Source organism: Natrarchaeobius versutus, from assembly GCF_041205745.1.
GTDB lineage: Archaea > Halobacteriota > Halobacteria > Halobacteriales > Natrialbaceae > Natrarchaeobius > Natrarchaeobius versutus.
Genome location: NZ_JBGFCC010000004.1, coordinates 52,243 through 65,694, shown reverse-complemented (window position 1 = coordinate 65,694; position 13,452 = coordinate 52,243). Strand labels below are relative to the sequence as shown.

Here is a 13,452-nt window from a genome sequence, read left to right as displayed (position 1 = left end):
CATTATTCATACAATATTCTGATCGTACCACTCGGGGACGGACAGTCCCTCGAGGTCGTCCTCGATCTCTGCTCGACTCGTGAACGTCTCTCCTTGTTCGGCCTCGGAGACGTCGAACAACTCGTCGTCCTCGGAGACGAGTTCGACCTCACAGACTGCCCTGGGAAACGGCACTTCCTCGTGAGCCGTTCCAGTTCGCGGGACTCGAAGATCGTTGGCATCCTCGACGATCCAGCCCATATCCTCTCCGGCTTCGGGCGTTACGTGCATCACCTCGAGCCAGACGCGACTGTGCTCTTCGTCCGTCCAGTGTAGTGGCCCCGGCCGATAGTCGTCTGCCGAGAAGGGGATTCCGAACAGGGCCTGTGTGCCGTCGTGTTTCGGTTCGTATAGCGTCTCCATCTCGACGTCTCGGGGTGACGTCCCCGCGTCCTCGTGGAACCCCCAGTAGGCGTTGTGGTGCGTTCGGTACGGTCCCATCGCGCTCGAAGACTGGTTGTTCGCGTACGGCGGCGTGATCGTTCCATCCTGTATGCTCTGATCGAGTTCGTCGAAATCGAACCCCGACAACGACCCGGTCCGGAGCGAGCCGCGGTCGGACATATCGACGTACAGATTACCGACTACCGTCAACTGACTCGGGTTCTCCGCGTCGACAGTCCCGTCGTCAGTCCAGTGGGAGAAGGTGTTGGAGTGGATCGTCCGATCCAACCTCGTCATCTCCTCTGTTTGCAGAGTCATCATCGAACTATCCGGACGATCCTCGGGACGTGGCGCGGGTCCGAGCGCGTACTGTGGCGGTTCCGATACGAGGTGACTCGCGACACGACTGTCTAACCCGGGTTCGTCCGCCGGATCGATAGTAAAATGACCCGTCTTCAGACCGTCGTGGACGATTCGAAAGATGAACGTCGATCCCGTCGTGACGTTCTCGGCGTCGAATTTGAACCAGATCGACGCACCAGTCGTCCGATCGGAATCCGACCCGGTCGGCGATGGCGCGATGAGTTTCGCAAACTCGAGGTCGAGTTCGAGCCCCTGGACGAGCTGATATCCTCGTGCCATCTGTCTGTTCGCCCCCGGGGTCTCACCCCGAATCGTGGGGACGATCGATTCGATCGTCCCAGTTTTCATCCCGCCGAAGCCGAAGTAGTCGGCTATCAGTTCCTCGTCGTGTTCTTCCGGCGGGGTCGGTCCGAACATCGTGTGCTCGAGCCAGTCGACGAGTTTTTCGATTTGGGGCGGATTCTTCCAGATACTCGAGAGGGCGATCAGAATTCCGCCGATCAGCCCGACGATGAGCCCCGGTACGAACCCGATCGAAGCGAACGTGGCGATACCGACCATGATACCGCCGATACTACTGGCGACCAACACTCGAGTGTCGCCGTAGACGACGCCGTGATGAATGTTGATCGCCGCTTCGACCAGATCGACGGCGAACGACAGAACGTTCGTTACGTTGTACGCGAGCACCCGGCGGGCACCCTGGTGTGGGCTGTTGTATCCGCTCTCCCACCAACTGCCGCCCGGTTCGATCGTGGGCGGTGTCCCGCTCATGTTTCCAGCCATCCACCGGTGGATATCCACCGATTTACTCGAGGCGACGAACAGATTGCCGGTCTGTGCGGTCAGTCCGAGAAGGCGGTTGCCGATCGCGATCGTACTCGCGACGGAACCGTTGACGAACAGATCCAGTGCTTGCCGAGTGATCGTGGCGACGCGAACGGCACTCTCGAACAGGAAGAGAAGCTTGCTCTTCGTCGCGACCGCTGCCATCATGCTGTAGCCGTTAGTCGCCGACCTGAGCACGGCGTTGCTCGCCGCCTGTTGTTGCTGGAGTTTTCCGAGTGTCGTAAAGATCGTCGCCAGCGAGAAGTCCGCACCGGCTTTCGCCGTCCGCATCATGGGGCTGAACAGATCCTCGACCGAGAGAGCGTTTTGCTCGAGTTGGTCGACCGTCTCGTCCTCGTAGAACGAGGTCCCGTCGACGGTAAATCCCCGCATATCGTCGAAAGACTCCATCTCCGCGTCTAGGTCGTCGATCTCGTCGAGTAACGGTTGGAAGAACCCATCCTCGTCGTCGGAACCGAGCAAAAAATCGGCCATCTTCTCTTCCTCGTTGATGTCCGACATCTCGACGTCCGAGAACATACTCGGATCGACGGCGTACTCGTAGCACGCGAACATCTCCTCGAGAATCGCGTTCATCGTCGGCGTCTCCCCTCCGTTCTCCCACTCGTCCTGGAAGTTCGGCAGGACGTCGTCCTCTGCTAAGCCGATTAGTCCCGGAAGGAGGTTGAACAGCAAGTTTTCGTGGAGATCTTGTATCTCAGGATCGGTGATGACGACGTACTCGTCGCTCGTATCGATCACGTCGTCGGCGTCGTCCGTCGCGACGATCGTCTCCTGGTTCTGATACAGTTGCGGCGCGAGCAACGGAAGCGCGTGAAAGAACTCGTAGTCGAGATATGCGGGGTGAACAATGAGTCCGAGAAACCGCATGCCAGCTTCGGATTCGCTCAGGCCGCGTGTGAGTTGCTCGGCGAATCGTAACTGTCCCCGGTAGCCGTACTGCTCGAACTGCTTCTGAAACGTCGTCATGGATACCTCATCCGGCTCCGGAAGCGTTTCCTCTAACAGGACGTCCGGTACCATCGTCGAGACGACCTCGCGCCCAGTTTGCTCGACGTTGGCTTTCTTGTGGTGCATCCGCCGATGGAAGTCCAGAAACTCGTTTCCGCTCACGAAATCTCGAACCTGGCTCTCGAGTCCCTCGCCAGCATCCTCGTCGATGGCGTCGACACCGTCGAACTCGAACGTCGAGAGCTTGCCTGGGTTCGTTTCCGCGGCCATCGCCATCTCGGTCATATCGCCGACCGGAAGCTCCGGAAGCTCGAGGGCGTCACGAAGGGGTTGTGCATCGTGGTCTTCGGATCCCTCGACCTCGTCGATTACCGTCTGGATGAACTTCCACAGACGAACGTCGTGTTCGTGGTCGGCCTGCCACTCGTGAAGCTGGCCGAGCCGTTCGGTGTATCCCGACCCTGCTGGGGTTGCATCGGGTCCCCACAATAGACGCGCGTCCGAACCGCTGTGGTGGAGTCGTTGTGCTTTGGCAATGCTCATCGAACTCTCACCGGTACCATCCGCTCGATATCACCGTTTTGCGATCGACGGTTCACCCGAACTGCGAGCCTTCGATTCGCCTGATTCGTTTGGCTCATGACACCTACCACGAGAAATTGGGAGTACTAATAATGGTCTCTTACTCGAAGGTGACTGATTAGATTACGTCAAGGTAACTGAACCGAAAATTCGAGTTCGGTCCGTCGTTGTACAAGGGCGAAACGTACGCCATTCGTCCTCAAGTCGAACGATTCGTCGTTGCCGCTGTACAACCGATCGAACGGGTTCCACGATGTTTGCGGTGTTGTGGTCAATATAGCGACGTGTAGACTCGAACCATCCAATCAATAATAATATAATTTTCCAATCCAACAATAAATATGATAGGTAGAAGAACCATTTGTCAGCGCTCACCGTTGGACTCGAGAGCGTCATACCGATCGTCATCCGTCTCGGATCTATCATCGGTTTCTTTTCTCCCCAATTATGTCGGCATTTGGCCGTCTACAACCCATCTACAGCACTCCATCGATATCCACAGGGAGCGGTCCCGATCCGACGACTCTCGAGATTATCGACAGCGGTGGGTCGGTCGTCACGAATCGACATATACCAGCAGTGTGGGCCACAAGGACACCATTCTGTACACGTTACTCAACATTCAGAGATTCACCGAGAGAAATCACCGCCGCGTCGGATTCGGATGCGGCCATTACGGCTTGAAACCGAAATACCACTAGCAAAATAACTATAACTTTTGATTATATGTTTGCACGCTACTCCGTCTGACGACCGTGGTCTCGCGGTAGCTATGCTATAGCAACAACTGCAACGATGTACACACTGATCGCCGAACCGTCTGGTGATCAGGTGTGCGATGAGTTGCAGTGGCTACTATATCTGTTCAAACAACGTCGGATAGCGAGGCGAGTCGAACGTCGTGTTCTTCGATTCGATCGTGGATCGCCTCGAGGATCTCGACGGCGTTGGGGTTGTCGCCGTGAATGCAGATGGTTTCGGCGGGGATCGAGATCTCTTCGCCGGTCGCCGCCTCGACGACGCCCTCTGTGGCGATCGAAACGAAGCGGTCGGCGACGAGCTCCGGATCGCGGTCCGATAACTCCTGTTCGACGATGAGCGAGCGATCGGCACGATAGTCGAGGTCGACGTACCCCTCGAAGACGGCCCGCAATCCGTCGACCTCCTTTGCGACGTCGTAGATGTTCGTGTCGGTCGCGACGTAGATGAGATCGTCGTCGACCTCGAGGAGGGCGTCCATGACCGCCCGTGCGTGTTCGGGGCTCTCGGAAAGCATCGAGTACATCGCGCCGTGGGGTTTGACGTGCTGGACGGTCGTTCCGTGGCGGCGAGCGAACGCCGTGAGCGCGCCGAGCTGGTAGACGACGTAATCGCGTACTTCGTCCGGACTTACGTCCATGCCGCGACGCCCGAATCCCATCTTGTCGGGAAATCCGGGATGAACGCCGATTCCGACGTCGTGTTCTGCGGCCAGCGCCACCGTCTCGCGCATGACGTGTGGATCGCCGGCGTGGTAGCCACCGGCGACGTTGACCGACGTAACGTACGGCATGACGTCCGCGTCGTTTCCCATCCGCCAGTTCCCGAAGCTCTCTCCCATGTCGCAGTTGATGTCGATCGTCGCCATCGTGGGTACTACTATCACACGATCGAATATAGGTTTGTGTCCCGACTCGCGCCCTCATCGCTCGAGCGACCGACCACTCACGTCGGGTCGACCACATCATCACGGAGAGCCGACTACCCCATCGCGTGGAGTCGTCCGAACCATCGCGTAGAGTGGGCCGACTGCGGCAAAATGGGGGATCTCGAGGCGAAGAACTAATAAATCGGCGTCCGACGGTTTTCGCATGTCCGTCCGAGAGACCGTCGAGTCGATCCAACTCGTCGACAACCACGCACACGAGGTGCGGCCGTTCTCCGAAGACCTCACACCCGAGCGATTCGCGAGCTACTTCACCGAGGGGCCGGAGTCGTATCATGCGAGACATACCATCCACTATCGAAACGCAATCGACGTTCTCTCCGAGTACTTCGGCGTCAACTCCGAGCAAGAAGTCCTCGACCGACGGGCCGACGTCGACTTCGAGGCGTTCTCGCGGGACCTGTTCGAGCGGGCGAACGTGAGTCACATCCTCCAAGATACTGGGACGCCACCGGACAGTTCCCCGGATTCGTTTCGCCGGTATACGGACGCCGAGGTCAGTCCCATTCTGCGGGTCGAAACGGAGATGGAGCCGCTGATCGAGGCGAGCGACGACTTTTCGACGTTCGTCTCCGAACTCCGGGATCTGCTCGTCGACGCGGTTCAGGGTCCGTGTGTCGGCCTGAAGTCGATCGTCGCCTATCGGACTGGGCTGAACATCTCCGAGCCGTCGCGGGCCGAAGCGGCGACTGCCTTCGACGAAGTGAAAGCCGACTGGACGGGGCGCATCGAACACCCGGTGTTACTCGATTATACGGCACATCTCGCGGCAGAGATCGCGGGGAAAAACGACGTCCCGATCCAGTTTCACAGCGGGTTCGGCGACGCCGACGCACACCCCCGGTACGTCGACCCCGGCTACATGTGGGCGTTCATGAACCGCCACCCCGAGACCGACATCGTCCTCCTCCACGCGAGCTATCCCTACACCCGAACGGCGGGCTACATCGTCTCCGTCCTCGAGAACGTCTACCTCGACCTGGGGATGACGATCCCGTTCGTCCAGCACGGAACCCACGGAGTGATCAGACAGGTCCTCGAGCTCGCTCCGTCGACGAAGCTTCTCTACAGCAGCGACGGCTTCTACGTCCCCGAGTGGCACTACCTCGCCGCCAAACGGATCCGTGCCGACCTGGCCGACGTCCTCGAGAACCTGATCGAGGCAGGATTTCTCCGCGAAGCGTACGCCGAAACGATCGCTCGGAACGTGCTTCGCGAGAACGCCCGACGGGTCTACCGGCTGTGAGAGTACGCGGACGGACGATCTGGTGGTGATTCGACGCGACAGACGGGTATCGATCGGACCCGTCGCCCGTTCACACGGACTGTTACGACTGATAGCCGATCGATTCCCCGCTCACACGGTCTGTTGCGATTGATTGCCGGTCGCCAACGCAGACGGTCTGCGATCGACCGGTAACGACTCGGAGCAGTCCGCATCACTCGTCCGTCGTCAGTTCGATGAGTTCCTGGCCAGCCGCGATTTCGGACTCGTTGTCGACCAGCACGTCGGTTACGGTCCCGGGCCCCGGTGCGGTCAGTTCGTGGAAGTTCTTCATTGCACCGACGAGGCCGAGTACCTCCCCGTCGCTGACGTCGTCACCGACCTCGACGAACCGGGGCTCCTCGGGATCGGGACGTCGGTAGAACACGCCAGGCATGGGTGCAGTCACGTATTCCGTTACCATACCTCGAGTGGGGCATCGAACCACTTAACTGTTCACCAGCGCGACCGCGATTCGGCGTCCGCTCGTACCAGTGGGCTGTCGGACGTCATGAGACGAACGAAGACGAGAGACGGACTGCTGTCAGTCAGTTTGCCGAAACCACGACGAAGCGATGCGGAATCCGAGCAGTATGGATCCCGGACCGCCTATCCGTGCGATCGATTCGTCCGAAACGACCGCCGTCGACTACGTGGGCCGTTTCAACTGTGTCGCGGTCGTTTGCTCGATTCCGTCGACGATGACGTCCATCCCGACTTCCGCCTGCTGGCGGGTGAGAACCAGCGGCGGGATCAGGCGGAGAACGCAGTTCTCTCGTCCGGCCTTCCAGACGAGAACGCCGTGTTCGTAACAGTACGTCTGGACGTCCGAGACGGCGTCCCCGTTCGGTCCGTTGCCATCCGGTTCGACGAACTCCACGCCGATGAACAACCCCTTTCCGCGGACCTCGCCGATCAGGGGATTCTCCTCGGCGACCTCGCGGAACCTCGAGCGAATGTACTCCCCGAGTTCCCGGGCGTGGGCGAGGAGGTCCTGTTCTTGGATGTACTCGATTGCGGCCGTTCCCGCTCGCATCGCCGGCGCGTGACCACGATACGTCCCGACGTGGCCGCCCGCGTCCCACGTATCGAGGTCCTCGTGGTACATCGTTCCCGACAGCGGGAGGCCGATACCGCCGAGCGCTTTCGCCATCGTCATCGCATCCGGCGTGACGTCGTACCAGTCGCTTGCGAACCACTGGCCCGTCCGACCGAACCCGGTTTGAATCTCGTCGACGATCAACGGAATCCCGTTGTCCTCGGCGATCTCTTTCAGACCCGGTAAGAATCCCTCCGGCGGGTCGACCACGCCTCCCTCGCCCTGAATCGGTTCCACCCAGATGCCGGCCGGATTCGAGAGCCCGCTGTAGGGATCCTCGAGCGTCGCCCTGGCCTCGGCGAGTGCGTCCTCGACCGCCGCCTGTTCGCTTTTGTCCTGACGGAACGGGTAGGGATACGGGAGGTGAACTGCATCCGATAACAGCGGCGAGTAATCCGACTTGAAGTCGTTGTTCGCGGTGAGCGTCAGCGCACCGGACGTCGAGCCGTGATAGCCGCCGCGAAAGGCGATCAATCCCCGACCGCCGGTGTTGTACTTCGCCAGTTTGATCGATCCCTCGATGGCGTCGCTTCCGGTGGGGCCGCCGAACACCACCCTGTTCGATCCAGAGAGGTTGCCGGGTGCGATCTCGTCGAGTTTCTCGATGAGATCGAGGCGTGCCTCCGTCGGGAAGTCGATGCTGTGGACCAGCGAGTCCATCTGTTCGTCGACGGCCTCTTTTACGTACGGATTTCCGTGGCCGACGTTCAGGACGCCGATGCCCGCGAAGAAATCGAGAAAGACGTTACCGTCTACGTCCCGGATCGTCGCACCGCGGGCGGAATCCAGGGCGATCGGAATCGTCTTCGGATAGGCGACGGCGCTCGTATCGATCTCTCGCTGGCGCTGTAGCAACTGTTTCGACCGCGGTCCGGGGACCGCGTCAACGCTCGGTTCCATCGCGAAGTGGACGTCTTCGATCGGTGGTATGTCACTCATCGGGACTACCTGCGTTCTCCAATGTCATTGTGTCGGGTGTGCTCAGTTTTCGTCTGGTTTCTATCCGATTTCGTGGTCTGTGGCTTCCGGTGGTCGTCTCTCGTTCGAACGAGCGACCCACCGGGCTCGGATACTGAGCGGTCAGTTCAGGTCTATCCGAACCAATCATATGTCTTTCGGTAACGGGAGACACGGCTACTCGGCCTCGGACGGTTCTGATGGGGAGCCCTCGAGTGCGAGGCCGTACTCCTCGGCCGCCGACGCTTCGGAGACGAACCCCTCACGGACGTCTTCCCGGACGTTCTCGTCGGGACGCTCCGTCGGATCGCCGTATCCGCCGCCGCCGGGGCTCCGGATTCGGATTCGGTCGCCCTCGCTGATTTTGACGTCCGCGAACTTGCTCGGAGACGCCGTCCCGAAGGCGTCGACGAACGTCTCGAACCCGTCGCGGTCGGCTCGTTCGACCGTGATAGAACTCTTTGCACCCTCGTTTCCGCCTCTGTGTCCCCAGGGAGCGTTTTTCATCCGGTCGAACAGGGCGGAAACGGTGATCTCCGGGGCGCGGGATTCGATGACGCGCTCGATGCCCAGTCCGCCGCGATGTCTCCCGGCACCGCCAGAGTCCTGGCGAAGTTCGTAGTTCTCCGTCAGCCAGGGGTACCGGGTTTCGAACACCTCGACGGGCGTGTTCCGGCAGTTTCCGTTGACGACGATCACCGAATCGTTGCCGTCGCCGTCGGGTCGACCGCCCCAGCCCATTCCCTCGAGGTGGTAGTTGACGTACGGTTCGCCTGTCTCGGGGTGAGTGCCGCCGAACAGGAAGTTCATGCACGTCGATCCGTCTGCGGCCGTAACCTGCTCCGGGAGCGGTTCGGCCATGGCCCGATAGACGGTGTTGACCATCCGGGGGTGCGTCTCCGTGTTTCCGCCGACCTCGGGTTTCGGATAGTCGACGTTCGCGATCGAACCCGGCCGCGCGATGACGTGAATCGGCTCGTACGAACCCTTATTCACCGGCATATCGCCTTCGTACAGCTGTAAGAGTGCGTTCCAGGTCGCGGAACTCGTGACGCCGAACGTCGCGTTGATCGGACCGTCGGTCTGATCGTCTGTTGCGCTCCAGTCGGCGACGATCTCGTCGTCCCGGACTTCGATCGAGACGTGGAGTTTGAACGGACCGTCGTCGATGCCGTCGTCGTCCATGTAGTCTTCGCCCTCGTACGTGCCGTTGGGAATCGAGTCGATGAACGACCGCATCCGTCGCTCGGAGTACGTCTGGACGTCCTCGACGATCCGACCGAACTCCTGGATTCCGTAGCGTTCGGTCAGTTCCTCGAGGCGTTCCTGTCCGAGGTCGACGCTACTGATCAACGCGCGGAGGTCGCCGTAGCTCACCCGGGGGGTGCGAACGTTGTTCAGAATGATCTTCCAGATGGCCTCGACGTCGTCGCCGCCCTCGACGATCTTGACCGGCGGCAACCGGTACCCTTCCTGGAAGACCTCCGTCGCGTCCGCGGCGAAGCCGCCGGGCGTCTTCCCGCCGATTTCGGCCATGTGGCCGATGCTGGCGGCGAATCCGACGAGTTCGTCGTCGACGAAGGCGGGTTTCATCACGAAGTGTTCGGGAATGTGACAGCCGCCCCGATAGGGGTCGTTGTGTAAGACCACGTCGCCCGGTTCGAACGCGTCTTTCCCGAGTTCTTCGACACACCACTCAACGATGAACGGCATCGCACCGATCTGTGCCGGGCAGAACTCTGCCTGACCGATCATTTCGGCGTCGGCGTCGAAGATCGCACACGAGAAGTCGAGCCCCTCGTTGAAGATCGGTGAGTACGCCGTATTCTTTAGGTTGATCCCCATCTCTCGACAGATCGAGACGAGGTTCTTCGAGACCGTATTCAGGGTCACCTGATCGGTCGTAATCTCGCGTTCGGTCGATTCCTCGTCGACGGTCGGCCCGGTATCTGTTCCTGACATGTTAGTCGTTCAGCGTGATCAGCATATTGCCGAACTCGTCGGTCTCGAGCGTTGCGTCCGGCGGGACCGACGTGGTGGCGTCGGTGTCTTCGATAATTGCGGGCCCGGTCACCTCCGCGTTCGGTCCGAGGTCCGCTCGTTCGTATATCGACGTTTCGACGGTTCCGCGCCCCTCGAAGTACACCTCCCTCGTCGACTTCGGTTCGCCCGCAGACGGGGCCAGTTCCTCGAGCGGCGGCGTCTCCCGTGGCTGATGGGCTGTGATCTTAAACGAGATGATCTCGATGACCTCCTCCGGGTTCGCAAAGCCATAGAGGTTCTCGTGGAGGTCGTGAAACCGGTCGAAGAGGCCTTCGACGTTCTCCTCGGTTACGGCGTCGAAGGCGATCGGAACTTCGATCTCGTAGTTCTGGCCGAGATATCGCATTCCCATCGCCGTCGAGACGGTCACTTCGTCCGTAAAGCCCTCGTGTTCGAGGTCGGTCACGGCACGTTCGGTCAGCGACTCGAACAGCGTCTCGATCTGTGCGACGTCGTACCCGTCCGACCGCATCGCCATCGTCTGTTCGTAATCGACGCGGCCGTCGGCCATGACGAGCCCCGTCGCGCTCGCCACGCCGGGGTGGATCGGAACGACCACCTGTTCGATGCCGGCTTTTTTCGCCAGTTCTGCCGCGTGTAGCGGCCCCGCGCCGCCGAAACTGACCATGGCGAACCGATCGGGATCGTAGCCGCGTTCGACGAGTTCGGCCGACAGCGCGTTTTGCATGTTGTTGTTGGCGATCTGGACGATGCTCGCCGCCGCCTCGTAGGCGTCCATACCGACCTGTTCGCCGAGGGACTCGAGGGCATCGTAGGCCTTCTGTTCCTCGAGGTCGATCTTTCCGCCGAGGAAGAACTCGGGGTTGAGCCGGCCCAGGACGAGGTGTGCGTCGGTGACGGTTGGTTCCGTCCCGCCGCGGCCGTAACAGACCGGTCCCGGCTGTGCGCCGGCGCTTCGTGGACCGACGGTGAGTAGCCCCCCCTCGTCGACCCAGGCGATCGACCCGCCGCCGGCGCCGATCGTCTCGATGTCGATCATCGGGACGTTGATCGGCAGTCCGAACTCGAGTTCGAAGTTGGTCGTGTAGTTTTGCTCGCCGTCGGTGATCACCGAGATGTCACAGCTGGTTCCGCCCATATCGAGGCTCACGAGGTCGTCGAAACCGAATCTGGATCCGAACTGCAGTGCGCTGATCACGCCGCCGGCCGGGCCGGAAGTGATCGTGTGGACCGGATTGTCTTTTGCCGCGTCCGGGCGCACGACTCCGCCGTTGGATTTCATGATCGCGGTGTTGTCGACGTCGCGTTCGTCCATGCGGGCGACGAACTCGTCGACGTACCGTTGCATGTCGGGTTTGAGGTAGCTGTCGGCAAGCGTCGTGCTCCCTCGCTCGTACTCACGCCACTTCGAGTACACCTGGTGAGACAGCGAGACGTTCGCGTCGGGATTCTCCTCGAGAATGATCTCTTCTGCGCGTCGTTCGTGACTCGGATCGACGTAAGAAAACAGGAACATTACGGCATACGTGTCGATGCCGTCGTCCATCAACTCGCCGACGACGTTCCGGAGTACCTCCTCGTCGAGCGATTCGACCTCGGCGCCCGTGTAGTCGATCCGTTCGGGGACGCCGTAACAGTTCTTTCGCTCGACGAGTGGTTCGGGTTTGTCCCAGCTCAGATCGTAGTGACCCTTCCGGTTGATCCGCTGAATAAACGGAACGTCGACGAATCCATCGGTGGTGATGTATCCCACTTCGGCGCCGTGGCGCTCGATCAGCGCGTTCGTCGTCACCGTCGTTCCGTGTATCAACTGGGCGATTTCCCCGCCGTCGGCGACGGCCGACTGGTCGATGCTGTCGACGACCCCTTCGATCGGATTCTCCGGCGTCGACGACGTCTTCGTGACGGCGAGTTCGCCCGACTCCTCGTCGACCGAGACGAAGTCGGTGAACGTCCCACCCGTGTCGATTCCGACTCTATACATCCGAACGCCCCTCCGTGCTGAAAACGGGGTTCGGATCCGGGATGCGCCCGTCCGTCGTCACGATCACGACCCCTCCCCGGAACGCCGTTCGTACTCCGTCTCACACCAACTCGAGCAGACCTCCTCGCCGTCGACCGAGATGGTTTGCCCGAACGTTTTCTTCCCGCACAACGCACACTTGGTTCCGCTCTCTGCGTAGTCACTGTATGCCATTATCTACCACTCGGTGTCCGTATGGTACCTATTCACAGGAGCTATTGAATGTTACGGAGAAACGGCTGGCCGACCGGCCAAACTGTTGACTGTTGGGTGTAACGCGTGTGACAATCTGCCATCCGTCGGTTCCGGTGTGACCACGTCTGCCGTCCAGCTTCTGTCCGACCGCGCCCCGTCTTAGGGCCGCGCCGGTAAACGGTGACAGCAGTCCGTCTGAGACCACGAGGAGTGGAGATTTACTACTCGAGTTCGAGAAGTTCGGCTTGCTGACCGGACCACATCCCCAGCGTGGGCGAAACATATTTTTCAGGGAGTTTCCTAATACGGACGATTCAGCAGTACTCATGGACCAACAACACACGACCGACATGGACGAACGTGATCTGCGGATACTCATGGCGATCGCTTCTCTGGGAACTGGGAACGTCAAAGAGCTTCACGAGGAGACGGGTATTCCGACCTCGACGATCCACTACCGGATCGAGAAGCTCAAAGAAAATGGCATCATCAGGAACGATCTCCTGGATATCGACATCCAAAAGGCCGGACTGAAACTAACGTTGATCTCCGACGTGGTCGCCGAGTACGGCGAGTTAACCGAGGGGCAGGTCGGCGAGAAACTCGCGAACATCGAGGGTGTCAACAAGGTGTACTTTACCCTCGGCGACGTCGACTTCGTCCTCATCGCTCACCTGACCAACCGGGACATGGTCCATCGTCTCGTCAACGACTTCGAGTCGATCCCCGAGGTGAGTCGCGTGAGTTCCAAGTTCGTCATCATGACGATAAAGGACGAACCGAACCCGCTCAACGACTATTCCCTCGAGTCGTTGCGCTAACGCCGAAGACACCACGGCGTGTGGACATTCTCGTGGGCTGTTGTGACGAGTAATCGGAGACCACCCGACGGCTCGAGGACCTCCGTGACGGCGGGAGAGAATCGTTCACACTATCCTGAGAGGAAGCGACCGGTAACCGCCAGAATGATTCGGACGAGAAATTACAGATGTACTCTCGTAATTTAGTATCAGATCCGATGTGGTGTGTGATCACAT

At 60.0% G+C, this 13,452-nt stretch carries 9 protein-coding genes; 2 read left to right on the top strand and 7 right to left on the bottom strand.

The window, feature by feature from the left end:
• Positions 1-6: 6 nt before the first annotated feature.
• Entirely contained in the window at positions 7-3,129 is a 3,123-nt protein-coding gene (locus tag AB7C87_RS10455) for a hypothetical protein (RefSeq protein ID WP_369729388.1), read from the bottom strand.
• A 904-nt stretch (positions 3,130-4,033) separates the two neighbouring features.
• Entirely contained in the window at positions 4,034-4,795 is a 762-nt protein-coding gene (locus AB7C87_RS10450; RefSeq protein WP_369729387.1) for a LamB/YcsF family protein, read from the bottom strand.
• A 223-nt stretch (positions 4,796-5,018) separates the two neighbouring features.
• Here AB7C87_RS10450 and AB7C87_RS10445 point away from each other — a divergent pair, with 223 nt between their 5' ends.
• The gene (locus AB7C87_RS10445) at positions 5,019-6,119 is read left to right on the top strand and encodes an amidohydrolase family protein (protein WP_369729386.1); all 1,101 of its coding nucleotides are present in this window, start codon (positions 5,019-5,021) and stop codon (positions 6,117-6,119) included.
• Between the two features lie 193 nt (positions 6,120-6,312).
• Here AB7C87_RS10445 and AB7C87_RS10440 read toward each other — a convergent pair whose 3' ends face one another.
• The 5 genes from AB7C87_RS10440 to AB7C87_RS10420 form a co-directional block, all read right to left on the bottom strand.
• Positions 6,313-6,561 carry an acetyl-CoA carboxylase gene (locus AB7C87_RS10440; protein WP_369729385.1) on the bottom strand — a complete coding sequence of 83 codons (249 nt, stop codon included), beginning with the start codon at positions 6,559-6,561 and terminating at the stop codon, positions 6,313-6,315.
• 225 nt (positions 6,562-6,786) lie between these two features.
• The gene (locus AB7C87_RS10435) at positions 6,787-8,175 is read right to left on the bottom strand and encodes an aspartate aminotransferase family protein (protein WP_369729384.1); all 1,389 of its coding nucleotides are present in this window, start codon (positions 8,173-8,175) and stop codon (positions 6,787-6,789) included.
• A gap of 195 nt (positions 8,176-8,370) precedes the next feature.
• On the bottom strand, positions 8,371-10,155 hold the full coding sequence (locus AB7C87_RS10430) for a hydantoinase B/oxoprolinase family protein (protein WP_369729383.1): 1,785 nt from the start codon (positions 10,153-10,155) through the stop codon (positions 8,371-8,373).
• Position 10,156: 1 nt separating this feature from the next.
• Complete coding sequence (locus AB7C87_RS10425; RefSeq protein ID WP_369729382.1) at positions 10,157-12,181, bottom strand: hydantoinase/oxoprolinase family protein; 2,025 nt, start codon at positions 12,179-12,181, stop codon at positions 10,157-10,159.
• Positions 12,182-12,244: 63 nt separating this feature from the next.
• On the bottom strand, positions 12,245-12,394 hold the full coding sequence (locus AB7C87_RS10420) for a hypothetical protein (protein ID WP_369729381.1): 150 nt from the start codon (positions 12,392-12,394) through the stop codon (positions 12,245-12,247).
• 371 nt (positions 12,395-12,765) lie between these two features.
• Between AB7C87_RS10420 and AB7C87_RS10415 the strand changes: the two genes are divergently transcribed.
• Positions 12,766-13,236 (top strand): Lrp/AsnC family transcriptional regulator, encoded by a 471-nt coding sequence (locus tag AB7C87_RS10415; protein ID WP_369729727.1) that lies wholly within the window; start codon positions 12,766-12,768, stop codon positions 13,234-13,236.
• Positions 13,237-13,452 lie beyond the last annotated feature (216 nt).